The following is a 21,721-nucleotide window of genomic DNA, read 5'->3' as shown; positions in this document are numbered from 1 at the left end:
CACCATGGAAGTCACCCGCATTCGCGCCTTACGCGGCCCCAATTTGTGGAGCCACCACACTGCCATTCAATCGGTGGTGACGTGCACTGCCCAGGAGGCCGCCGTCACCTCCATCCCGGGATTTGAAGACAAACTGCGCGCCCGCTTTCCCGAAATCAGCCCTTTTCAGCCGGTGGGGCACGCAGAAAGCGTATCGCTGGCCCGCGTACTGGAATTGGCGGCCTTGGGCTTGCAAGCGCAGGCAGGCTGCCCCGTCACGTTCAGCTGCACTACCCCTACCGTGGACGAAAACACGTACCAAGTAGTAGTGGAATACAGCGAGGAAGAAGTAGGCCGCCTGGCCATGGAACTGGCAGAGAAGCTATGCAACGCCGCGCTCAACGACACCCCCTTTGACTTGCCCGCCGCCCTGGAAGAACTGCGCGAGCTGGACGAAGACGTCCGCCTCGGGCCCAGCACCGGCTCCATCGTGGATGCGGCCGTAGCCCGTGGCATCCCCTACAGCCGCATGACCGAAGGCAGCATGGTGCGCTTGGGCTGGGGCAGCAAACAGCGGCGCATTCAAGCAGCCGAGATGGACGTGACCAGCGCGATCGCCGAAGCCATCGCACAAGACAAAGAGCTGACCAAAAAGCTGCTCTCCGCAGCCGGCGTGCCGGTACCCGGCGGACGCTCGGTGGTGGATGCAGAAGACGCCTGGGCCGCCGCCCAGGACATCGGCTTGCCGGTGGTGGTGAAGCCCAACGATGGCAACCAGGGCAAAGGCGTTACCGTCAACATCACCAGCAAGGAGCAGCTGCTCAAGGCGTTTGCCGTCGCCAAGGAGTTCCGTGACGACATCCTCGTTGAGCGCTTCATGCCGGGCAACGATTTCCGTTTGCTGGTCGTAGGCGACAAGCTGGTGGCCGCTGCGCGGCGCGATCCGCCGAAGGTCGTGGGCGATGGCGTACACACCATTGCCGAACTGGTGGCACAAGTCAACGCAGACCCGCGCCGTGGTTCGGGTCATGCGACCTCGCTGACCAAAATCCGCTTTGACGAAATTGCCAAAGCCACACTGGCGACCCAAGGCTTCAACGCGGAGTCTGTGCCGGCCAAAGGCCAGCGCGTGAACCTGCGCAACAACGCCAACCTGTCCACCGGCGGCTCAGCCACCGATGTGACGGACGACGTGCACCCGGAAGTGGCCGCACGCGCCATTGCCGCAGCGCACATGGTGGGTTTGGACATTTGCGGCGTGGATGTGGTGTGCGACACCATCCTGCGCCCTCTGGAAGAACAAGGCGGCGGCATTGTGGAGGTGAACGCAGCACCCGGCCTGCGCATGCACTTATCGCCCTCCTTCGGCAAAGGCCGCGCTGTGGGCGAAGCCATCATCGGCAGCATGTTCAAAAAGGGACAGGACGGCCGCATTCCCATCGTGGCTGTCACTGGCACGAATGGCAAAACCACCACCGTTCGCTTGATCTCCCACCTGCTGACGCAAAACGGCTTGCGAGTCGGCATGACCAACACCGATGGCGTGTATGTGAATGGTGACTGCATAGACACCGGCGACTGCAGCGGCCCGAAGAGCGCACGCAGCGTCTTGCTGCACCCCGATGTGGATGCGGCCGTGCTGGAGACCGCCCGTGGCGGCGTGCTGCGCGAGGGCCTGGCTTTCGACAAGTGCGATGTGGCCGTAGTCACCAACGTGGGCAGCGGCGACCACCTGGGTCTGAACTACATCACCACCGTCAACGAACTGGCCGTGCTCAAGCGGGTCATCGTGCAAAACGTGGCGCCCACCGGCGCGGCCGTCTTGAACGCGGCAGACCCCATCGTGGCAGCCATGGCCGCCAAGTGCAAAGGCGACGTGATTTTCTTTGCCGCCGACAAAAACAATGCCGTGATGGCCACCCACCGCGCCCAAGGGCAAGCCGTGGTGTACGTGGAAGGCAATCACCTCATCGCCAGCAAGGGCGACGTGCTGCAGTCCATTCCCTTGGTGGATGTGCCGATCACCCTGGGTGGCGCCATCGGCTTCCAGGTGGACAACGTGATGGCCAGCGTCGCGGCCGCATGGTCTCTGGGTATTGGCTGGGACGTGATCCGCAAGGGCTTGGCCAACTTTTCCAACGACAGCCACAACGCCGCCGGGCGTTTCAACCTGTTCAAGTACCGTGGCGCCACCGTGATTGCCGACTACGGTCACAACCCGGATGCGATGCTGGCCTTGGTACAAGCCGTCCAAGCGCTACCTGCCAGCCGCCGCTCGGTGGTGATCAGCGGTGCCGGTGACCGGCGCGACCAGGACATCCGGCAACAAACCGAAATCCTGGGCGATGCCTTTGATGAAGTGGTGATGTTTGAAGACCAGTGCCAGCGTGGCCGCAGCGACGGCGAAGTGCTGGCGCTGCTGCGCGAAGGCTTGGTCAATGCCAAACGTACCCAACAGCAATCCGAGGTATTCGGCGAATTTTTGGCGATTGATACCGCCATGGACAAGCTGCAAGCCGGCGAGTTGTGCCTGGTGCTGGTAGACCAAGTGGAAGAAGCCATGGCCCACATTGCGGCCAAAGTGGCAGCTGCACAATAAAACCCGCCGCGGCGGGTTTAGTACACCTCTGCAGCGGGCCCGCGGCCCATCAGAGCCATCACGGCTTGGTGGGCTTGCAACTTTCCATCCAGCAAGTCCACCACACCCTGTGTGATCGGCATCGCAACTCCAAGGCTGGAGGCACGCTGCCACACGGTACGGGCACTGTAGACGCCCTCTGCGACATGGCCGAGCTCTGCTACGGCCTGTTCCAGCGTCTTGCCCTGCGCCAGTGCCAAACCGACTTTGCGGTTGCGGGACAAATCACCAGTAGCCGTCAGCACCAAATCACCCAAACCGCTCAGGCCCATAAAGGTTTCTGCTTTGGCCCCCAAGGCCATGCCAAGGCGGGTGATTTCGGCCAAACCCCGGGTGATCAACGCAGCACGGGCGTTCAGCCCCAAATGCAGGCCGTCACACAAGCCCGTGGCAATTGCCAACACATTTTTTACCGCCCCGCCGACCTCCACCCCCACCACGTCGTCATTCGCGTAGACGCGGAGTTCGGCACTGTGGAAGGCATCCACGAGCGCAATGCGCACTTCCTCGTGGGCACTGGCAGCCACCAAGGCAGTGGGCATGCCGGCAGCCACCTCCTGCGCGAAGCTGGGGCCACTCAACACACCGGCACGCAAATGAGGTGCCACGGCCTGTTGCACCTCATGACCCAGCAAGCCCATACCGGCATTCAGAGGTGCTTCGAAGCCTTTGCACAACCACGCCACCGGGCATGGCAACGTCGCGATTTGCTGCAGCGTGCTGCGCAGTGCCGCCATGGGAGTTGCCACGATGACAAGGTCCACCGCGCCACCATCTGGATGCACCACCGCGTCCAGCGGTGCTGCGCTCACGATCAGGGCGGGAGGAAAGGCGCTACCCGGCAGGTAGCGTGCGTTCACGCGGTCTACCTCCATCGCCCGCGCCGCCTCAGCGTCGCGAGCCCACAGGGTGACCTCGTGGCGATTGCGCGTGTTGCGGGCGGCGCTGATCGCGAGTGCGGTACCCCAGGCACCCGCACCGATCACTATGATTTTCATAGCTGCTTGCGCTTATTCCATCGGCGCTAGAGGCCTAAAACACTCAGAAATTTACTGTGACAGGCCACCAGCAGACTCCGCTTGCTGCTGCTCGTACATGGCTTGGAAATTGATTTCCGACAGGTGCACGGGCGGGAAGCCGGCGCGCTGAATCAGGTCCGCCACGTTGCCACGCAAATAGGGGTACACGATTTGCGGGCAAGCGATGCCCATGATCTGGCCCAATTGCTCTTGCGCCAGGTTGCGGATTTCAAAAATACCGGCTTGCTTGGCTTCCACCAGGAACACGGTCTTGTCCTGGATTTTGGTTTGCACGGTGGCGGTCACGCACACTTCAAACACACCCTCTGCCACAGGAGCGGCTTCCACACCCAGCTGGATATCGACGGAGGGCTGCTCCTGCTCCAGCAGGATGGCGGGGGAATTGGGTTGCTCCAACGAAGCCTCTTTCAGGTAAACGCGCTGGATTTGGAATACGGGATCTTGGTCAGCCATGGCAAAAGTCTCTCTAGATAAACAGAAGCCCGCCGGCACAACACCGACGGGCTACGAAAACAAAATTCGTTGGCGGGAATTATGTCAGGCTGCAGCGCCCAACAAAGGCAGCAAGCCGCCGCGGCTGTCCAGCGCCATCAAATCATCGCAACCGCCCACATGGGTGTCGCCGATGAAAATTTGGGGCACCGTGCGCCGGCCGGTGAGCTCCATCATCTTCATCCGCTCATCCGGGTTGGCATCCACACGAATTTCTTCAATGGTTTCCACCCCTTTGGATTTGAGAATGCGCTTGGCCTGCACGCAGTAAGGGCAGACGGCGGTGGTGTACATCTTGACGGCTTGCATATTCAATTTCCTCGGTTCTGGGGCCGGAATCAGGCCTTTTCAACCGGCAGGTTAGCGGCTTTCCAGGATTTCAGCCCGCCTTGCAGGGATTGAGCCTGCTCGTAACCCAGTTTTTTGGCGATATCCACGGCCTTGGCAGAGCGCGCACCGGTCTGGCACACCAGCACCAAGGGGAGTGCCTTGTTTTTGATGGCGCCCGCCAGCTTGGCTTCTAAGTCTGCCAACGGCAGGTTTTTGGATCCCACGATGTGCCCGGCTGCAAACTCAGCAACGTCAGACACATCGACCACATTCGCTTTTTCGCGGTTGATCAACTGAATAGCGGCGGAAGGCTCCACACCCACGGCGGTCGCACCCTGCAATACCGGCCACATCAGCATGCCGCCTGAAGACAATGCAATCGCGATCAGCATCCAATTGTCGATAATAAATTTCATACAGAACTTTGTTCCTTGTTGGTTACTTCACTCGAAGCCGCCATTTTAGAATGACGGGCTAGGCCCCGCCGCCCGTGCGGGCTGGATTCCTCAACACTTGACCCACCACCATGTACAAACTTGTTCTCGTGCGCCACGGCGAATCGACCTGGAACCTGGAAAACCGCTTCACCGGTTGGACCGATGTGGACCTGACCCCCACCGGCATTGAGCAGGCCAAAAACGCAGGTCGCCTGCTCAAAGCGGACGGTTATGAGTTTGACGTGGCTTACACCAGCGTGCTCAAGCGCGCCATTCGCACCCTGTGGCACACATTGGACGAAATGGACCGCACCTGGCTTCCCGTGGTGCACAGCTGGCGCCTGAACGAGCGCCATTACGGCGCGCTGCAAGGCCTGAACAAAGCGGATATGGCCAAACAATACGGTGACGCCCAAGTGCTGGTCTGGCGCCGCAGCTACGACACGCCGCCACCCGCACTGGAGGCCAGCGACCCCCGCAGCGAGCGCGCAGACATCCGCTACGCGAAGCTGCCTGCCGACCAAGTGCCTTTGACCGAATGCCTGAAAGACACCGTGGACCGCGTCATTCCGTTCTGGAATGAATCCATGGCCCCCGCCATCAAGGCGGGCAAGCGCATTGTGGTGGCAGCCCACGGCAACTCCATCCGCGCACTGATTAAGTACCTGGACAACATCTCGGACGACGACATCGTGGGGGTGAACATCCCTAACGGCATTCCATTGGTGTACGAACTGGACGCCAACCTGAAGCCCATTCGCCACTACTACTTGGGCGATGCCGAAGCGGCTGCCAAGGCTGCAGCCGCCGTCGCTTCCCAAGGCAAGGCCTGATCCGGGGAAGCACCCGTTAACAACGCCCGCTTTTGCGGGCGTTTTTGCAGGTCATGCGGGGAACCCCGCCTGATAGCGCCGCTCCAAGGTGTATATTGGTACGGCACAGGAAGAACTATGGGTCACAAACTGAAAATCACCGGCTGGGTTGCATTGGGCGTAGTTGCCGGCGCCCTCACCACCGTTTCGCTGCAAACCGTTGCACGTAATTCGCTGGCCCCGCTTCCTTTGGAAGAGCTGCAGCAACTCGCCACCGTATTCGGCATGGTCAAAAGCGACTATGTGGAGCCCGTGGATGAGAAAAAGCTGATTACTGACGCCATCACCGGCATGGTGGCCAGTCTGGACCCGCACTCCCAGTATTTCGACAAAAAATCATTCAAAGAATTCCGGGAAGGCACCTCGGGCAAGTTCGTCGGCGTGGGGATTGAAATTACCCAGGAAGACGGCTTGGTCAAAGTGGTGTCCCCCATTGAAGGCTCCCCAGCCTTCCGGGCCGGCCTCAAGACCAACGATCTGATCACCAAAATTGACGACACCGCCGTCAAAGGCCTGACGTTGAACGAAGCCGTCAAGCGCATGCGCGGCGAGCCCGCCACCAAGGTGCTGCTCACCATTTACCGCAAGGATGAAAACCGTACGTTCCCGGTCACCATCACCCGCGAAGAAATCAAGCAGCAATCGGTGCGCGGCAAAGTGATCGAGCCAGGCTACGCTTGGATTCGTGTGAGCCAGTTCCAGGAACGCAGCTTTGAAGATTTCGCCAAGAAAGTGGACGAGATCTACAAACAAGACCCCAAGATCAAGGGCTTGGTGCTGGATTTGCGTAACGACCCGGGCGGCCTGCTGACCTCGGCCGTGGCCATGTCTGCCGCTTTCTTGCCCGACAACGTGACTGTGGTGTCCACCAACGGCCAAACGCCTGAGAGCAAGCAGGTACTGCGTGCCTCAGCAAGTGACATTCGGGGTCTCGCAGGGGCCGACGCGCTGAAAAGCCTGCCCGCGGCACTCAAAAAGGTGCCTCTGGTGGTCTTGGTGAATGAGGGCTCTGCGTCGGCTAGCGAAATTGTGGCCGGCGCACTGCAAGACCACAAACGCGCAACGATTATGGGCAGCCAGTCGTTCGGCAAGGGCTCGGTGCAAACCTTCCGCCCCCTCGGACCGGATACGGGCCTGAAAATCACCACATCCCGCTACTACACCCCTAGCGGCCGCTCCATTCAAGCCAAAGGCATCGTGCCCGATGTGATGGTGGACGAAACCGAAGAAGGCAGCCCTTACGCGGCCCTGCGCATGCGGGAAGCGGACCTGGAGAAGCACCTGACCAGCGGCCAAGGCGAAGAGAAAAAAGATGCGGCGCGTGAAAAAGCCCGCGAAGAAGCTCTGAAACGCCTGGAAGAAGAATCCCGCAAACCGGTGACAGACCGCAAGGTGCCGGAATTTGGCTCGGACAAAGACTTCCAGTTGATGCAAGCGATCAACCAGCTCAAAGGCAAGCCTGTACTGGTCAGCAAAACCCAGGTCGAACGCAAAGAAGAAGTCAAAGAAAACTGATTCCCATGCAGGATGAGGAACTGCTGCGGTACTCCCGCCACATCCTGCTGGATGAAATCGGTATAGAGGGCCAGGAAAAAATCACCCAAGCCCACGTTTTGGTGATCGGCGCGGGGGGCTTGGGCTCTCCAGCAGCTATGTATTTGGCTGCGGCTGGGGTCGGCCAACTGAGCTTGGTGGACCCCGACGAGGTCGATCTGACCAACCTGCAAAGGCAAATCATCCACTCAACCTCCAGCGTAGGACAACCCAAGGTTGCGTCTGCCGCTACGCGGCTTAACGCGCTCAACCCTGGAACGCAGGTACATGGCTACGCACAAAGCGCTGACGCCGAATGGCTCGCAGCGCACCTTCCCGGCATAGATGTCGTGTTGGATTGCTGCGATAACTTCAGCACACGCCAAGCCGTCAATGCCGCCTGTGTCGCGCGAGGAATCCCCTTAGTGTCCGGCGCAGCCATCCGCTTCGATGGGCAAGTGGCAGTGTTTGACACCCGAAAAACAGACGCCCCCTGCTACGCCTGTGCGTTCCCCCCCGACGACGCACCCCCACCCACCCGCTGCGCCACCATGGGCGTATTCGCGCCACTGGTGGGCATCATCGGCGCCATGCAGGCGGCCGAGGCACTCAAGGTACTCATGGGTTTCCCGGTAAACCTCACTGGGCGCCTGATGTTGTTTGATGGGCTGCGCAGCGAATGGACCGAAATGCGGCTTCCCCGCGATCCAGCCTGCCCGGTATGCAGTACGCACCGTTGAGAGATTGAGCCGCGAACACCTGCCAAATACCCGGCTACCGCCTCGTTTTTGCCGCAAGAGAGCAAGGCTTCCTGTTAGACTTTCTAGCACTTTATTTGTAAAACTGTGGCAAAACCGCTTACACCGTCCCTCGTTGAGCTTCAGCGCTTGCGCCTAGACGATGCACGCGCCTTGCTGGACCATGACGGCAACGTCACCCTGCCACCACCCGAAGCGTCCTCCACCGCGTATTTGCAGGCCATGATCGATGGCTTGTGTGAACTCTCTCTCAAAGACCCCTTGACCGGACTCGCCAACCGCCGCCATTTCCGTGCGGTCGTGGAGCGTTCGATTGACGTGGTCGCGCGGTCCGGCGAACCCGCTTTGCTGCTGATGCTGGACATCGACCACTTCAAAAAAGTCAATGACACCTACGGCCACCAAGCAGGCGATCAGGTGCTGCAAGCGATTGCCAAGGCGCTTTCTGGCTGTGTGCGCCCCATGGACACCGTGGCACGGTTCGGCGGAGAAGAGTTTTCGGTAATGCTACCCAGCTGCCACACCGGTTTTGGTGCGGCAGTCGCAGAGCGTATTCGCGCACATGTGGAAGCCATGTCCATTCCTATAGCGCCGGGCTTGTCCATCAAGGTCACGGTGAGCATAGGCGGAGCTTTTGCGCCCGAGTGGGTCCGCTCCACCGCCACACTGTGGACGGAACGCGCGGATATGCAGCTGTACCGGGCCAAGGCGGACGGGCGTAACCGGATCTACCTGGACCAGCAGCAAGAAATTTATGTCAGTGCTGAAGAAAAAAATCTCTTGTTCGGCCACCTCGCATTGGGTGAACCGGCCTGGATTGAAAGCGTTTCCAGCGAAGCACCTGTCGGCAATGCCGGCAGTGCCATGCAAAGGGTATTTTGATGTCTGACGTACTGAACCCTCCTGAGTCCTCCGAAGGCAGTACCGGCGTGCCGCTGAAACCTATCGGCAAAGTCGTTGCCGTGACCAGCGGTAAAGGCGGCGTAGGAAAAACCTTTGTCTCTGCAAACTTGGCGGCTGCCTTGGCCAAACGCGGCCAGCGCGTATTGGTGCTCGATGCGGACTTGGGCCTGGCCAATCTGGATGTGGTGCTAAACCTCTACCCCAAAATCACCTTGCACGATGTCTTCACCGGCAAAGCCAAGCTGGAAGAGGCCATTATTCGGGCTCCAGGCGGTTTTTCCGTGTTGTTGGCGGGCTCCGGCATGGTGGAGTATTCGCGCCTCACACCGGAAGTGCGTGGGGATTTTCTGCAAATCATGAACGGACTGGTGCCGCATTACGATGTGGTCATTCTGGACACGGGTGCCGGCATCTCCGATGTGGTGCTGTTTGCCGTGTCCCTCGCGTCTGAAGTACTGGTGGTCGCTACACCCGAGCCCACCTCGCTTACCGATGCGTATGCCACCATCAAGGTGTTGGTAGGCCAGCAAAAACGGCAAACCATTCGCATGGTGATTAACCAGACCGCACGCTTGGGCGATGGCCGGGCCATTACCACCCAATTGCAGCAGGTGCTGGACCGTTTCGTCACCACCGACACGGGCAAACATGTGCGCTTGGTGCACATGGGCGATATTCCGGCCGACCCCTCAGTGCGACAAGCCATCATGCGGCGCCAATTGCTGCTACAGGCCATGCCCGGCAGCCCGGCAGCGCTTGCGATTTCGCAACTGGCCGTCAAGGTGGAAGAAACCGTGGGTCTGAGGGCCGCTTAAGCCGACAAAATCCAGCCCTCCAAAGGGTCCAAATTCTGCGGCAAACCGTACAGGGGATGGCCCTGCTGATGCTGTACTTCCGCCCACGCCGCCAACACCAGGCACAGCACCGCATCCAGGCTATCGCCGCTGGCATCTTCCACCAGAGCATCCCGCTGGGCGTGGCTTAACTTCAGGCGGACCGCCCACCGGGTTTGGCCGGTCTCCAAGGCGTTGATAAGATCTTTGCGGGCAATCAAGCGATCGGCCGTTTGCTTGGCTTTGTCGTCACTTTTGTAGCTCCGGCTGCCCAACACCGCTCTTGCCACCAACCCGGGATACGCCTCCAGCGCGACGCGTGCCGGCCCGGAGGCGGCAGCAGGCTGTTGCAGGCCGGGCACATACACACCGGCTTGCAGCAAGCGTGGCACGCCGGCATACAGCATGAAGGCCACCGGCGGGTTGACCCACTTCATGGATGGGCTGGACCTAGCAGGTATATCTGTCGCCCGGTGCGCAAACTTGCCTCCTACGGGGCGGGCATTGCAAAACCCGGCAAAAGTGGCCCGGATCTCGTCACGCGACAGCCCTGCGTAGTGGCGCATGCACGCCTCCCACTCGGTGGGCCACCCCAGCGCCACCACCAATTCACGCGGCAAGCCAAATGGCAAATCGAAAGCGCCTATCCAGGCAGGTTCCTGGATCAGCCACGCCGAGAATGCGTCCAGTGAGGACAAGCGATCCAGGCGCTGCAACACCAATCGCCCACCGGTTTGCACACCGGTGGCACCCACGATCGCTTTGCGCGCTGAGGGGCTGCTGGAGAAATCACAACCGACAAGAAGTGCCATCTACAACACCAGCCCACAAAGGCTGTCCAGGTCATGCGCTCCGATCAGGCGCGCCCGATGATGGAGGCGGTAGCCATCAGCTCTTCGAGCAAGGCCAAAGACACTTTGCCCGACACCGAGTACGGGTCCAACTCAGGCCGCTCGGCGTACTTCAACAAAATGTTGGTGTTGATTTTGGACATATTGACCTGCCCCATCGTCCAGCCACCGAAACGGCGCTCGGTGATTTCTTCGTAGTGCAGCAGCACCACATCTTTGTGGCGCACATCTTTTTGGATGTGCCCGTACAACTCACTGACCGCCATGCGGCCCCCTTCGATGGCCTGCAAAAAGATGCCCCCCCCGTAGCAAAGAATGCCAGTGATCCCGCAGGTAGGGTTGTAGTTGCGGGACTGGGACAGAATGGCATCGATCGCTTCGGGATTCGAATCGATCGCGCGGCTGGCATAGAGCAAACGAACCAACATGGCATTAGCCTTTCTGAGGAATAAGGGAGAGAAATTCGCGGCGCAGGTTGGGGTCTTTCAGGAAGACACCGCGCATGACCGAGTTGATCATCTTGCTGTCCATATCCTTCACACCGCGCCAGGCCATGCAGTAGTGGCTGGCTTCCATGACGATGGCCAAGCCGTCAGGTTGGGTTTTTTCCTGGATGAGGTCGGCCAGCTGCACTACGGCTTCTTCCTGGATCTGGGGACGGCCCATGATCCACTCGGCCAGACGGGCGTATTTGGACAAACCGATCACATTGGTGTGCTCGTTGGGCATCACACCGATCCAGATCTTGCCGATCACCGGGCAAAAGTGGTGGCTGCAGGCACTGCGCACGGTGATGGGGCCTACGATCATCAACTCATTCAGGTGCCCGACGTTGGGAAACTCGGTGATGGTGGGTGCCGGCACATAGCGACCCCGAAATACCTCGTTGAGGTACATCTTGGCGACACGGCGGGCGGTGTTGTCAGTGTTGTGGTCGTTCTCGATGTCGATGACCAGGCTGTTCAACACGCCGCGCATCTGCACTTCGACTTCGTCCAACAAGGTTTCCAACTCACCCGGCTGAATGAAATCGGCAATGTTATCGTTGGCATGAAAGCGCTTGCGGGAGGCCTTCAGCCGTTCGCGGATTTTTACGGAAACCGGGGTTCCCTCAAAAGCGTCAGAGGAGCTCATAGTGAATTTGTTGGTCATGAAAGTCCGGTCATGGTACCAGCGATTGAATTTTAGGGTTTTTCGATATTAGCGCCCGTCAATAGTGCGCGAGCAGCTATCAATTTAATAGCGACTACCACTAAAGAACAGCAAAACCCGCATGAACCCGAATGCCAGCCGGTCGCGCAGTCGCTGCCGCCAAGGGCGCTTAGCGTCGGCAGCCCGGTCCAGGGCGCGGGTGCTTGTTTGAATGAGAGCACACAGCGCCGCGTGGAGCCGGCCCGCGAACGCCGCATCGTGAACCACCACATTGGCCTCCCGCGCGAGCAGCAAGCTCAAGGGGTCGAGGTTGGACGAGCCTACCGTTGCCCACACACCGTCCACCACCGCCACTTTGGCATGCAAAAAACCGGGGGTGTACTCGTGAATCTCCACCCCCGCGTTCACCAGCTCGCTGAAGACCGGCCGCGAAGCGTGGTACTGAATGAAATACTCATAGCGCCCCTGCACCACGACCTGCACCCTGACCCCTCTGCGCACCGCGTGCTTGAGCGCACGCCGCAGACGCGCACCTGGTAAAAAATAGGCATTTGCCAGCACGATATGCTGGCGGGCCTCACCAATGGCTTTCAAATAGGCACGCTCGATGCGCGTGCGATTGCGCACGTTGTCTCGCAGCACCAGTGCCGCGAAGCTTCCGGTGGTCACTGCCGTGGCATCGGTCGGTGTCCCTGCCCGCGAAGGAAACAAGCCCAGCGCGGGCCAACTCTTGCGAACCTCTTGCCAATGGAGTTGCTCCAGTTGGCGGGTCGTTTCCAGGCGCGCCCAGAACTGCTCCATGGCCAGCTGGCACTGCGCCACCAAGGGGCCTTCGACCCGGACGGCGTAGTCCAACCGCGCCACCTGGAGCGCGCCATGGTGGGGGTCCAACCAATCGTCCACGATGTTGATACCGCCACAAAACGCCCACCGCCCGTCGACCACGCACAGTTTGCGGTGCAAGCGTCGCCAGCGGCCGGGTATCAACAAACCCAGATGCCCCAAGGGGGCGTACTGGTGCCAACGGACCCCACTGGCCGTCCAACGACGCTGCCACTCCGGCGGAACCAGCGGTGTGCCTACCCCATCGACCACCACGTACACCGGCACACCCCGCTGCGCCGCACGCTCCAAGGCCTGAGCGACCTCCAAGCCTTGTGCATCAAAGTGAAAAATATACGTTTCCAGCCGCACTTCCTTTTGGGCACTGTCCACCGCGGCAATCAGGGCCGGAAAAAACTGCGCGCCCCCCTCCAGCAAAGTGAGCTGGTGACCGGCAGCAAACGTAGCGGATCTCAGCATGACGCAGGCTCCGGCATCAACGTCCACTCGGTGATGAGTGGCAAATGGTCCGACATGCGCGCCCAGGTCATGCCACGGGGCACCTGTGCCCCCACGGGGGTGAGCCCCCGCGCGAGTACATGATCCAACTGCACCAGTGGCAAGCGGGAGGGAAAGGTGGCACAACGCCGCCCCATGGGCGCTGCCAAACCAGCAGGTGCCAATTGCTGCGCGACCCAGGCCGGCAAGTCGTTGAAATCTCCCGCCACCAGCAAAGGGGCGGTGGGGGGAATCTCCCGTGCAATGAATTGGCGTAGTTGCTGCAACTGGCGCTGGCGACCGGCTCGAATCAGCCCCAGGTGCGCCACCAGCACGTGTATTGTGCGCCCGGCAATATCCAGCTCCACATGCAGCAGACCGCGCTGCTCCAGGCGGTGGTCCGACATGTCCTCATGCTGGTGTTGCACCACAGGCCATCGGGTCAACAAGGCGTTGCCGTGTTCGCCATGGCGGGTGATGGCGTTGGTACGGTAAATGGCTTCGTACCCGGCAGGAGCCAAAAAATCAGCTTGCGGCGCCTCCGGCCAATGCGGAAAGTGCCGGGCCTCGCGGTGGTGCATTTTGCGCACCTCTTGCAAACACAGCACATCGGCATCCATGTGCGCCATGGTGTGGCTCAGGTTGTGAATCTCCAGACGCCGCAGCGGCCCCACGCCTTGCACGCCTTTGTGGATGTTGTAGGTCACCACCCGCAAAGTGGTCATGCGCCCTCCCCCTGCAAGGTCGGGGGCATGCGCAACAGCTGCAACACCGCCTCTGCGTTGGAGGGTGAAAAACACAGGTCTGCTGCCGCTGCATAGGGCAACCAGCGGTAGTCGGTGTGCTCACGCGGCGACAGTGTGACGGCGCAAATGGCGGGCACCTGTAAGCCAAAAACCCGCTCGGTGTTGTGCGTTACCCCGGGGGCATAGCGGTGCAGCCAGCGCGGGTAGATGGTGTACACATTCTCCAGCCCCCAGTCGGTCAATGCCCCCTGCAAGGCACCGCCGGGGCGGCAATCCAAACCGGTTTCTTCCCACACCTCCCGGGCGGCAGTGACGGCCCAGTCTTCATTCACGGCATCCTTGGCACCGGTCACCGATTGCCAAAAGGGCGGTGCATCAGGGTCCGGCTCCACCCGCCGGATCAACAGCACCTCGCGCTGCGGGGTGTGAATCACCACCAAGACCGACTGCGGAATTTTGAAGTACTGTGTCATGGGCCTCGCAATGAAAAAGGGCACCCCGAAGAGTGCCCTTTCATTGTGCATCACCCCTGCGAAGGGTCTGTGCGTCTCAGGCCGTTTTGGCCAAGTCCACGTTGCGCAAGCGGATGTGCAATTCGCGCAGTTGCTTCTCATCCACCGGGCTGGGGGCTTGAGTCAACAAGCACTGGGCACGCTGGGTCTTGGGGAAGGCAATCACGTCACGGATGGACTCGGCACCCGTCATCAGCGTGACGATACGGTCCAGGCCGAAGGCCAGACCACCGTGGGGTGGCGCGCCGTATTGCAAAGCGTCCAGCAGGAAGCCGAACTTGAGTTGGGCTTCTTCAGGGGTGATCTTCAAGGCATCGAACACCTTTTGCTGCACATCAGCGCGGTGGATACGGACCGAGCCGCCGCCCATTTCCCAGCCATTCAAGACCATGTCGTAGCCTTGGGAAATGCACTTTTCAGGCGCGGTGACCATCCAGTCCTCATGCCCTTCCTTGGGCGCGGTGAAGGGGTGGTGCACGGCGGTGTAACGCTGGCTTTCCTCGTCGTATTCAAACATCGGGAAGTCGACCACCCACAACGGCTTCCAACCGGCTTCAAACAAGCCGTTTTTCTTGCCGAATTCGCTATGGCCGATCTTGATGCGCAGGGCACCGATCGCGTCGTTGACGATCTTCTCTTTGTCTGCGCCGAAGAAAATCAGGTCGCCGTTCTGGGCACTGGTGCGCTCCAGCACTGCAGCCAAAGCGACATCGTGGATGTTTTTCACGATAGGGCTTTGCAAGCCATCACGGCCCTTGGACAGGTCGTTCACGCGGATATAGGCCAAGCCCTTGGCGCCGTAGATCTTGACGAACTCGGTGTACGCGTCGATTTCACCGCGGCTGATGCCACCGTTTTCTGCAGAACCGCCGGGCACGCGCAAGGCCACCACACGGCCGCCCTTCATGGTGGCTGCGCCGGAGAACACCTTGAAGTCCACGTCCTTCATGACATCCGTCAGCTCAGCGAATTGCAAGTTCACACGCAAGTCAGGCTTGTCGGAGCCGTACAGGCGGGCGGCGTCCTGGTAGGTCATGACCGGGAACTCGCCCAAGTCCACACCGATGGTGTTTTTGAACACGGTGGTGATCATGCCTTGGAACATGTCACGGATGTCTTCCTCGGTCAGGAAAGAGGTCTCGATATCAATCTGGGTGAATTCAGGCTGGCGGTCCGCGCGCAAGTCTTCATCGCGGAAGCACTTGGTGATCTGGTAGTAGCGATCGAAACCCGCCACCATCAACAGCTGCTTGAACAACTGGGGCGACTGGGGCAAAGCGAAGAACTGGCCATCGTGCACCCGGCTGGGCACCAGGTAGTCGCGCGCACCTTCGGGCGTGCTCTTGGTAAGCATGGGAGTTTCGATATCCACAAAACCGTTGGCATCCAGGAACTTGCGCACTTCCATCGCCACGCGGTACCGCAACATCAGGTTGTTCTGCATGTAAGGACGGCGCAGATCCAACACGCGGTGGGTCAAGCGGGTGGTTTCAGACAGGTTGTCTTCGTCAATCTGGAACGGAGGGGTGACCGAGGCGTTCAGCACCGTCAGTTCGTGGCACAACACTTCAATCTTGCCGCTCTTGAGGCTGTCGTTGGTGGTGCCTTCGGGACGCGCACGCACCAGACCCTTGATCTGCACGCAGTACTCATTGCGGATGTCTTCGGCCACCTTGAACATGTCGGCGCGGTCGGGATCACACACCACTTGCACATAGCCTTCGCGGTCACGTACATCCACAAAAATCACGCCACCGTGGTCACGACGACGATTGACCCAACCACACAGGGTCACGGTTTGGCCCAACAGGGCTTCGGTCACGAGACCGCAGTAATGAGAACGCATAGCCATAGAGTGCTTTCAATTCGCTGCACCGGGTGCAGCGGGTTAGTAATAAGTTATTTGCTTGCCGCAGGCGCCGCGGGGACGTGGGCACTGGGCGCCACCGAACCCATGGAGATGACGTAGGTCAGCGCCTCATCTACGCTCATGTCGAGCTCGACCACGTCCTTGCGCGGCAGCATCAGGAAGAAACCACTGGTCGGGTTGGGTGTGGTCGGCACATACACGCTCACAAAGTCTTCGCCCAAATGGGTCGCCACTTCGCCACCGGGCGTACCGGTCTGGAAACCGATGGTCCAACTGCCCTCGCGGGGGTACTGGATCAACAGGGCCGTACGAAAGGCATTGCCATTGCTGGAAAACAAGGTGTCAGACACCTTCTTCACGCTGTTGTAGATGGATTTGACAATGGGAATGTTGGTAAACAACTTGTCCCACTGCTTCACCCACCAGCGACCTGCAACGTTGGACACCAATGCGCCCGTGACCAGCAAAGCCGCGAACACCAACACCACCCCGAGGCCGGGAATGCTGTGCAGCCGCTCAATCGTGGGGGCAGAGGTGATGGGGGTTACTGCCGCCACGCCACTCAGGAAGCCGGCAAACACGGCATCCAGCAAACCGACCAGCCATAGCAGGACCCAAATGGTGATTGCCAAGGGCAACCAAACCATCAGGCCGGTGAGCAGGTATTTTTTAATGGGCACAGGTGCTCCGCTTCAGGTGGTGGATGACGGGGTGCTGGGTGCGGCGGGTACAGGTGCAGCCGCCGGCGTTTCCGCTTTGGTTTCCGTTTTAGCGGCTGCGCTGTCGCCAGTGGCGGGCGCCACACCGGTCGCGGGGGCACTGCCTCCCTTGAAATCGGTCACATACCAACCGGAACCCTTGAGCTGGAAACCAGCTGCAGTGAGTTGTTTTTTGAACGCGGGGGCGTTGCACTGGGGGCAGTCTTGCAGCGGGGCGTCGGAGATTTTCTGCAGTACATCCTTGGCAAACCCGCAGGACTCGCATTTGTAGGCGTAAATGGGCATGGAAGTAGTGCTCAGACCTGAAGTTGCAAAACCCTCAATTATAGGTGTGCGATCAAAACCAGCGGATACGCGCCCAGAGCTGCACCAGCACCAAACCCACCGAGAAGCCGATGACGACCGCTACCAGCGTTTGCAACAAGCGGTTGGTGCGCTTTTGCTCTTGCAGCAGCTCACGCATCACATCGTCACTACCTCCGTTGCGGCGCTGCAAATACTGGTGCAGCAAACCGGGCAACTCGGGCAGCAACTTGGCGTAGCGCGGAGCCTGCGCCTTGAGGTCGTGAATCAAACGCTGGGGACCCACTTGCTGCAGCATCCACTGCTCTAGGAAGGGTTTGGCGGTCGCCCAGAGATCAAGATCGGGGTCCAGATCACGGCCCAGGCCTTCGATATTGAGCAGCGTTTTTTGCAGCAACACGAGTTGCGGCTGGATTTCCACCTGGAAACGGCGCGAGGTCTGGAACAGGCGCATGAGCACCATGCCCAGCGAGATTTCCTTGAGCGGCCGGTCAAAGTAAGGCTCACACACGGCGCGAACGGCGGCTTCCAGCTCATCCACCCGGGTGGCCGCAGGCACCCAGCCGGACTCGATGTGCAGCTCGGCCACGCGCTTGTAGTCACGGCGGAAGAAGGCCACAAAGTTCTGTGCCAGGTACTCCTTGTCCACCTCGGTCAAGGTGCCGACGATGCCGAAATCCAAGGAGATGTAGCGACCAAACGTCTCCGGCGCCAGACTGACCTGGATGTTGCCCGGGTGCATATCGGCATGGAAAAACCCGTCGCGGAACACCTGGGTAAAAAACAGGGTCACGCCATCGCGCGCCAGCTTGGGCACATCCACCCCAGCCGCGCGGAGCTTGCCAATCTGGCTGATGGGCACACCATGCATGCGCTCCATGACCAGCACTTCGGTAGTGCAGTAGTCCCACAACATCTCGGGAATGAGCACCAGATCGAGCCCCTCCATGTTGCGGCGCAGTTGCGCGGCACTGGAGGCTTCGCGCACCAGGTCCAGCTCGTCGTGCAGGTATTTGTCAAACTCGGCCACCACCTCGCGGGGTTTGAGGCGCTTGCCGTCGGTGGACAGCCCTTCGACCCAGCCGGCCATCATGCGCATGAGCGCCAAATCTTTGTCGATCACGCCCAGCATGTCAGGGCGCAGCACTTTGACGGCCACCTCCCGCTCACGCCCGTTCCGGTCGCGCAACACCGCAAAGTGCACCTGCGCAATCGACGCACTGGCCACCGGCGTGCGCTCGAAGGACACAAAAATTTCAGCCACCGGCTTGCCCAAAGCGCGCTCAATAGTGGCTACGGCCACGGCAGAGTCAAACGGTGGCACACGATCTTGCAGCTTCGCCAGCTCGTTGGCGATGTCCAGCGGCAGCAAATCGCGGCGGGTGGAGAGCACCTGCCCGAACTTCACAAAAATCGGCCCCAGCCGCTCCAGCGCTTCGCGCAAACGCTGACCGCGCGGCTCATCCAGAGAGCGGCCTATGGATACGATGCGCGCAATCAAACGCAACCAGGGCTTCTGGAAGCTGGTGAGCACCAGCTCGTCCAGCCCGTAGCGCAGGACGACCCAGACAATGAACAGGCCGCGGCCGAGGCGGCTCATGGGGCTTTGGCGCTGGATTCCGCCGCTGCCGGGCGCTTGCTGCCCACAAACTGTTGCAAGGCCTGGCCCACAGTACGGCAGGTTTGCATCAGCATGTGCGCGGGCGCATCCCCCATGATTTTGGAGAGGTCTTCCTCCACATCCCAGCGCACATGGTCGGCCAGCCAATTCACTTCGGCCGCCAGCTGGACATCGCCCTCAATCCGCACCGAGGGCTTGGCGCCCTGCATGACGGCTTGCGCAATCGCAAAAGGAGATTCTTCGGTCACGGTGAGTGTCAGGTCCGGCGTGGCATCCGCACCGGCCAGGTCCAGCAAACCGGCAGGTGTGGCCTGTACCCGGAAGCTGAACTCACGCCACTGGGTATGAATCACACGGCCCTTCTGACGTGCCAAGCGCTCGGTGGCTTGCGGCTCTTGCTGCAACACGTGGTTGAGCAGAAGCACGACTCGACGGTGGCTTTCTTCTACCGCCCAAGCGGGAGGCGTTAAAGGGAGAGGGAGGTTCTGGAAGAGGCCTTCCAGCATGGAAAAGGGGGACTGTGTTGCCATAGTCCCCCATTATCTTCCTGAAAAATGACCGGCTTTATTGCAGGGCCTGCACACCCGCCACCAACCAACCGCTGCTGCCGTTTTTGGCTTTGGTCATGTTCCAGACCTCGCGGAACGGGCTGGGCCCGGCCGAGGGCTCTTCGCGGATCATGCCGGAGAACTCCACGCTGGCCATGTACTCATCAGGCAGCTCTTCAATGCCCAGCAAACGGGCTTCGATCATCACCACATCCGTCTGGTTGGCGCCTGCACCAGTGTGGGCCTCGCGCTCCGCCAGTTGGGTCTGGATTTCGCGGGTCATGTCGTCGGTCATCATGGCGCGCAGGGCGGCCACATCCGCACGGTCCCACGCCGCTTGCAGGGTCACAAAATTAGTTTTGGCCGACTTGAGGAAGCCTTCGGTGTCAAAACCGGCAGGCACGCCCCAGGTTTGCGAACCCATCAAGGCGGAGCCGATGATGGAGCCGCCATTGGCAGGCGGCTGAGGCGCCTCAAAGGCCATGCTGCCACGCTCCCACGGACGGGCCGACGCATCGTTGCCCACATTTTCCGCACGGTACTGCTTCACATCCTGCACGGGTGCCGGGCCAGCGCCCTGAAAGGCGAATGGCGAGGGGGCTTGCGCTACCGGCTTGCGGCTGCGCATGAACATGCCAATCAGCATCATCACACCCAGTGCCAGCAAGCCGAACATCAACATATTGCCGAACGCTTCGCCCATGCCGAGCGAGTGGGCCAGCCAGGCCAGGCCCAGGCCGGCTGCCAAACCACCCAACATCGCGCCCCACGGGCGCTTGGGCGCCTGGGCTGCGGCAGGCGCAGCCGCCGGTGCGGGTTTGGCCGCCGTGTTGTTGACGCTTTGCGCAGGAGCGCCGGGCGCCGCAGGGGTCGCGGCTTCGCGCTGCGTCACATTGCTCGACTGCTTGCCGAACGACTTGCCCCCGCCCAGGCGACGGGCAGCCTCTGCGTCAAAACCCGTCAGGGTCAGCGCCAGTGTCAAAGCCAATGCCCAAATTTTCATGTGCGTCTCCAAGTTTTTTGTGATCTCAGCACTTGATTCCAACATGCAAGGCGGCAATGCCGCCAGTCAAATTGTGATAGTCCACATGACCAAAGCCCACTTTGTGCATGAGGGTCTTTAGCTCTTGTTGACCCGGGTGCATGCGGATGGACTCGGCCAGATAGCGGTAACTGGCGTCATCTCCGGCGATCAGCTTGCCCAAACGCGGCAACACCTTGAAGGAATACCAGTCGTACACCTTCTCCAGGGGTGGCGCCACCTTGGAAAACTCCAGCACCAGCAGCTTGCCGCCGGGCTTCAAGACCCGTTGCATTTCTGCCAACGCCACGTCTTTGTGCGTCATGTTGCGCAGGCCGAAGGCCACGCTGACCACGTTGAAGTAGTTGTCAGGGAAAGGCAGCTTCTCCGCATCGCACACCAGGGTTGGCAACACAATGCCGGCATCCAGCAGGCGGTTGCGGCCGGTGGAGAGCATGGCCTCATTGATATCGGTGTGCACCACCTGGCCGGATTTGCCGACTTTTTTGGAGAACGCCATGGCCAAGTCGCCCGTGCCACCGGCGATGTCCAGGGCCTTGTCGCCCTCTTTGAGGTTGGCCACCAACACGGTGTAAGCCTTCCAGGCGCGGTGCAGGCCGGCCGACATCAGGTCGTTCATCAAGTCGTACTTGGGGGCGACCGAGTCAAACACGCCGCGTACGTGGCGCGCCTTCTCCGCCTCATCAACCGACTTGAAACCGAAATGGGTAGTGCTCATATTTTTTAGTCAAATTGGGCTCTAGCGCTTGTGGAATGTGCGCCAGCAGCTCCTGAAACAATAGCAATCCGATGCTGGAAAATCAATGGCTCGCGCAGCTATGACCACCCTTGGGCGCCATCACCGCATCGCGCTCCACGCCCGCAGCTTTCAGCTTGTTTTCGTAATCCTGCCACAGGCGCGCCTGCTGGGAACCCAAAAAGTACAGGTAGTCCCAGGTATAGATGCCGGTGTCATGGCCGTCTGAGAAGCGGGGCTGCACCGCGTAGTTGCCTACCGGGTCCAGTGCTTCCAGCTCCACATCGCGCTTGCCGGTTTGCAGGGTTTCTTGCCCCGGGCCATGGCCCTGCACCTCCGCAGAGGGCGAGTAGACCCGCATCAACTCAAACGGAATGCGAAAGCGCGCCCCATCCGAGAAGCCCACTTCCAGTACGCGGCTCTGGCCGTGGACGGTGATGTCTTGCGGTGTGGGCGCTCCAGCGGTCAAACCAGCCATGGCGCCCC

At 60.4% G+C, this 21,721-nt stretch carries 24 protein-coding genes; 6 read left to right on the top strand and 18 right to left on the bottom strand.

Annotation, left to right across the window (positions count from 1 at the left end):
• Positions 1 to 4: 4 nt before the first annotated feature.
• The gene (gene cphA / locus FDM28_RS17315) at positions 5 to 2,578 is read left to right on the top strand and encodes a cyanophycin synthetase (protein WP_138517428.1); all 2,574 of its coding nucleotides are present in this window, start codon (positions 5 to 7) and stop codon (positions 2,576 to 2,578) included.
• Between the two features lie 17 nt (positions 2,579 to 2,595).
• Here cphA and FDM28_RS17310 read toward each other — a convergent pair whose 3' ends face one another.
• From FDM28_RS17310 to FDM28_RS17295, 4 genes are all read right to left on the bottom strand, one after another.
• On the bottom strand, positions 2,596 to 3,615 hold the full coding sequence (locus tag FDM28_RS17310; RefSeq protein ID WP_138517426.1) for an NAD(P)H-dependent glycerol-3-phosphate dehydrogenase: 1,020 nt from the start codon (positions 3,613 to 3,615) through the stop codon (positions 2,596 to 2,598).
• Between the two features lie 51 nt (positions 3,616 to 3,666).
• On the bottom strand, positions 3,667 to 4,110 hold the full coding sequence (secB, locus tag FDM28_RS17305) for a protein-export chaperone SecB (protein WP_138517424.1): 444 nt from the start codon (positions 4,108 to 4,110) through the stop codon (positions 3,667 to 3,669).
• An 84-nt stretch (positions 4,111 to 4,194) separates the two neighbouring features.
• Positions 4,195 to 4,458 (bottom strand): glutaredoxin 3, encoded by a 264-nt coding sequence (gene grxC / locus FDM28_RS17300; protein WP_138517422.1) that lies wholly within the window; start codon positions 4,456 to 4,458, stop codon positions 4,195 to 4,197.
• 29 nt (positions 4,459 to 4,487) lie between these two features.
• The gene (locus FDM28_RS17295) at positions 4,488 to 4,895 is read right to left on the bottom strand and encodes a rhodanese-like domain-containing protein (protein WP_138517420.1); all 408 of its coding nucleotides are present in this window, start codon (positions 4,893 to 4,895) and stop codon (positions 4,488 to 4,490) included.
• 110 nt (positions 4,896 to 5,005) lie between these two features.
• On the opposite strand from FDM28_RS17295, the gene gpmA reads away from it, so the two are divergent.
• The 5 genes from gpmA to FDM28_RS17270 all read left to right on the top strand — a co-directional run bounded on the left by gpmA (position 5,006) and on the right by FDM28_RS17270 (position 9,797).
• Complete coding sequence (gene gpmA, locus FDM28_RS17290) at positions 5,006 to 5,749, top strand: 2,3-diphosphoglycerate-dependent phosphoglycerate mutase (RefSeq protein WP_138517418.1); 744 nt, start codon at positions 5,006 to 5,008, stop codon at positions 5,747 to 5,749.
• Positions 5,750 to 5,866: 117 nt separating this feature from the next.
• Positions 5,867 to 7,303: a S41 family peptidase gene (locus FDM28_RS17285; RefSeq protein ID WP_138517416.1), complete on the top strand. Its 1,437-nt coding sequence runs from the start codon at positions 5,867 to 5,869 to the stop codon at positions 7,301 to 7,303.
• A 5-nt stretch (positions 7,304 to 7,308) separates the two neighbouring features.
• Positions 7,309 to 8,061: a HesA/MoeB/ThiF family protein gene (locus FDM28_RS17280; RefSeq protein ID WP_138517414.1), complete on the top strand. Its 753-nt coding sequence runs from the start codon at positions 7,309 to 7,311 to the stop codon at positions 8,059 to 8,061.
• A gap of 105 nt (positions 8,062 to 8,166) precedes the next feature.
• Positions 8,167 to 8,961 (top strand): GGDEF domain-containing protein, encoded by a 795-nt coding sequence (locus tag FDM28_RS17275; RefSeq protein WP_170211839.1) that lies wholly within the window; start codon positions 8,167 to 8,169, stop codon positions 8,959 to 8,961.
• Entirely contained in the window at positions 8,961 to 9,797 is an 837-nt protein-coding gene (locus FDM28_RS17270) for a MinD/ParA family protein (protein ID WP_138517412.1), read from the top strand. Before FDM28_RS17275 ends, FDM28_RS17270 begins: the two co-directional genes overlap by 1 nt.
• Here FDM28_RS17270 and FDM28_RS17265 read toward each other — a convergent pair.
• The 14 genes from FDM28_RS17265 to FDM28_RS17200 form a co-directional block, all read right to left on the bottom strand.
• Positions 9,794 to 10,627: a DUF429 domain-containing protein gene (locus FDM28_RS17265; RefSeq protein ID WP_138517410.1), complete on the bottom strand. Its 834-nt coding sequence runs from the start codon at positions 10,625 to 10,627 to the stop codon at positions 9,794 to 9,796. The two genes, FDM28_RS17270 and FDM28_RS17265, sit on opposite strands and share 4 nt — an antisense overlap.
• A gap of 44 nt (positions 10,628 to 10,671) precedes the next feature.
• Positions 10,672 to 11,094 carry a BLUF domain-containing protein gene (locus FDM28_RS17260; protein WP_138517408.1) on the bottom strand — a complete coding sequence of 141 codons (423 nt, stop codon included), beginning with the start codon at positions 11,092 to 11,094 and terminating at the stop codon, positions 10,672 to 10,674.
• A 4-nt stretch (positions 11,095 to 11,098) separates the two neighbouring features.
• A complete protein-coding gene (gene folE, locus FDM28_RS17255) occupies positions 11,099 to 11,800 on the bottom strand; it encodes a GTP cyclohydrolase I (protein ID WP_240792062.1) in 702 nt (233 codons plus the stop codon).
• A 102-nt stretch (positions 11,801 to 11,902) separates the two neighbouring features.
• A complete protein-coding gene (gene clsB / locus FDM28_RS17250; protein ID WP_138517404.1) occupies positions 11,903 to 13,120 on the bottom strand; it encodes a cardiolipin synthase ClsB in 1,218 nt (405 codons plus the stop codon).
• Positions 13,114 to 13,863 carry an endonuclease/exonuclease/phosphatase family protein gene (locus tag FDM28_RS17245; RefSeq protein WP_138517402.1) on the bottom strand — a complete coding sequence of 250 codons (750 nt, stop codon included), beginning with the start codon at positions 13,861 to 13,863 and terminating at the stop codon, positions 13,114 to 13,116. Before FDM28_RS17245 ends, clsB begins: the two co-directional genes overlap by 7 nt.
• Entirely contained in the window at positions 13,860 to 14,357 is a 498-nt protein-coding gene (nudB, locus tag FDM28_RS17240) for a dihydroneopterin triphosphate diphosphatase (RefSeq protein ID WP_138517400.1), read from the bottom strand. Before nudB ends, FDM28_RS17245 begins: the two co-directional genes overlap by 4 nt.
• A 76-nt stretch (positions 14,358 to 14,433) precedes the next feature.
• Positions 14,434 to 16,248, bottom strand: a complete 1,815-nt coding sequence (aspS, locus tag FDM28_RS17235) for an aspartate--tRNA ligase (RefSeq protein ID WP_138517398.1) — start codon at positions 16,246 to 16,248, stop codon at positions 14,434 to 14,436.
• A gap of 47 nt (positions 16,249 to 16,295) precedes the next feature.
• A complete protein-coding gene (locus FDM28_RS17230) occupies positions 16,296 to 16,940 on the bottom strand; it encodes a DUF502 domain-containing protein (protein ID WP_138517525.1) in 645 nt (214 codons plus the stop codon).
• Between the two features lie 18 nt (positions 16,941 to 16,958).
• Positions 16,959 to 17,270: an FmdB family zinc ribbon protein gene (locus FDM28_RS17225; protein ID WP_138517396.1), complete on the bottom strand. Its 312-nt coding sequence runs from the start codon at positions 17,268 to 17,270 to the stop codon at positions 16,959 to 16,961.
• Positions 17,271 to 17,322: 52 nt separating this feature from the next.
• Positions 17,323 to 18,888: a ubiquinone biosynthesis regulatory protein kinase UbiB gene (ubiB, locus tag FDM28_RS17220; protein ID WP_138517394.1), complete on the bottom strand. Its 1,566-nt coding sequence runs from the start codon at positions 18,886 to 18,888 to the stop codon at positions 17,323 to 17,325.
• The gene (locus FDM28_RS17215) at positions 18,885 to 19,439 is read right to left on the bottom strand and encodes a ubiquinone biosynthesis accessory factor UbiJ (RefSeq protein WP_138517393.1); all 555 of its coding nucleotides are present in this window, start codon (positions 19,437 to 19,439) and stop codon (positions 18,885 to 18,887) included. The genes ubiB and FDM28_RS17215 overlap by 4 nt, the downstream gene beginning before the upstream one ends.
• A gap of 34 nt (positions 19,440 to 19,473) precedes the next feature.
• Positions 19,474 to 20,460 (bottom strand): Tim44 domain-containing protein, encoded by a 987-nt coding sequence (locus FDM28_RS17210; protein WP_138517391.1) that lies wholly within the window; start codon positions 20,458 to 20,460, stop codon positions 19,474 to 19,476.
• A 25-nt stretch (positions 20,461 to 20,485) separates the two neighbouring features.
• Positions 20,486 to 21,217 carry a bifunctional demethylmenaquinone methyltransferase/2-methoxy-6-polyprenyl-1,4-benzoquinol methylase UbiE gene (gene ubiE, locus FDM28_RS17205; RefSeq protein WP_138517389.1) on the bottom strand — a complete coding sequence of 244 codons (732 nt, stop codon included), beginning with the start codon at positions 21,215 to 21,217 and terminating at the stop codon, positions 20,486 to 20,488.
• A gap of 82 nt (positions 21,218 to 21,299) precedes the next feature.
• Entirely contained in the window at positions 21,300 to 21,713 is a 414-nt protein-coding gene (locus FDM28_RS17200; protein WP_138517387.1) for a gamma-butyrobetaine hydroxylase family protein, read from the bottom strand.
• Positions 21,714 to 21,721: the final 8 nt, after the last annotated feature.

The organism is Rhodoferax bucti (assembly GCF_005876985.1).
In the GTDB taxonomy this organism is placed as follows: domain Bacteria; phylum Pseudomonadota; class Gammaproteobacteria; order Burkholderiales; family Burkholderiaceae_C; genus Allorhodoferax; species Allorhodoferax bucti.
Note: the sequence above shows the minus strand (reverse complement) of the source record. Positions and strands in the feature narration are given on the sequence as shown.

Bases quoted from the DNA above. Each gene is read 5' to 3' on its own strand.
- grxC (WP_138517422.1), bottom strand. From the start codon at position 4,458: ATGCAAGCCGTCAAGATGTACACCACCGCCGTCTGCCCTTACTGCGTG.
- gpmA (WP_138517418.1), top strand. From the start codon at position 5,006: ATGTACAAACTTGTTCTCGTGCGCCACGGCGAATCGACCTGGAACCTG.
- FDM28_RS17225 (WP_138517396.1), bottom strand. From the start codon at position 17,270: ATGCCCATTTACGCCTACAAATGCGAGTCCTGCGGGTTTGCCAAGGAT.
- FDM28_RS17200 (WP_138517387.1), bottom strand. From the start codon at position 21,713: ATGGCTGGTTTGACCGCTGGAGCGCCCACACCGCAAGACATCACCGTC.
- FDM28_RS17295 (WP_138517420.1), bottom strand. From the start codon at position 4,895: ATGAAATTTATTATCGACAATTGGATGCTGATCGCGATTGCATTGTCT.
- FDM28_RS17285 (WP_138517416.1), top strand. From the start codon at position 5,867: ATGGGTCACAAACTGAAAATCACCGGCTGGGTTGCATTGGGCGTAGTT.
- FDM28_RS17280 (WP_138517414.1), top strand. From the start codon at position 7,309: ATGCAGGATGAGGAACTGCTGCGGTACTCCCGCCACATCCTGCTGGAT.
- clsB (WP_138517404.1), bottom strand. From the start codon at position 13,120: ATGCTGAGATCCGCTACGTTTGCTGCCGGTCACCAGCTCACTTTGCTG.
- aspS (WP_138517398.1), bottom strand. From the start codon at position 16,248: ATGGCTATGCGTTCTCATTACTGCGGTCTCGTGACCGAAGCCCTGTTG.
- cphA (WP_138517428.1), top strand. From the start codon at position 5: ATGGAAGTCACCCGCATTCGCGCCTTACGCGGCCCCAATTTGTGGAGC.
- ubiB (WP_138517394.1), bottom strand. From the start codon at position 18,888: ATGAGCCGCCTCGGCCGCGGCCTGTTCATTGTCTGGGTCGTCCTGCGC.
- FDM28_RS17260 (WP_138517408.1), bottom strand. From the start codon at position 11,094: ATGTTGGTTCGTTTGCTCTATGCCAGCCGCGCGATCGATTCGAATCCC.
- FDM28_RS17265 (WP_138517410.1), bottom strand. From the start codon at position 10,627: ATGGCACTTCTTGTCGGTTGTGATTTCTCCAGCAGCCCCTCAGCGCGC.
- FDM28_RS17270 (WP_138517412.1), top strand. From the start codon at position 8,961: ATGTCTGACGTACTGAACCCTCCTGAGTCCTCCGAAGGCAGTACCGGC.
- FDM28_RS17245 (WP_138517402.1), bottom strand. From the start codon at position 13,863: ATGACCACTTTGCGGGTGGTGACCTACAACATCCACAAAGGCGTGCAA.
- FDM28_RS17215 (WP_138517393.1), bottom strand. From the start codon at position 19,439: ATGGCAACACAGTCCCCCTTTTCCATGCTGGAAGGCCTCTTCCAGAAC.
- folE (WP_240792062.1), bottom strand. From the start codon at position 11,800: ATGAGCTCCTCTGACGCTTTTGAGGGAACCCCGGTTTCCGTAAAAATC.
- FDM28_RS17210 (WP_138517391.1), bottom strand. From the start codon at position 20,460: ATGAAAATTTGGGCATTGGCTTTGACACTGGCGCTGACCCTGACGGGT.
- ubiE (WP_138517389.1), bottom strand. From the start codon at position 21,217: ATGAGCACTACCCATTTCGGTTTCAAGTCGGTTGATGAGGCGGAGAAG.
- FDM28_RS17310 (WP_138517426.1), bottom strand. From the start codon at position 3,615: ATGAAAATCATAGTGATCGGTGCGGGTGCCTGGGGTACCGCACTCGCG.
- nudB (WP_138517400.1), bottom strand. From the start codon at position 14,357: ATGACACAGTACTTCAAAATTCCGCAGTCGGTCTTGGTGGTGATTCAC.
- secB (WP_138517424.1), bottom strand. From the start codon at position 4,110: ATGGCTGACCAAGATCCCGTATTCCAAATCCAGCGCGTTTACCTGAAA.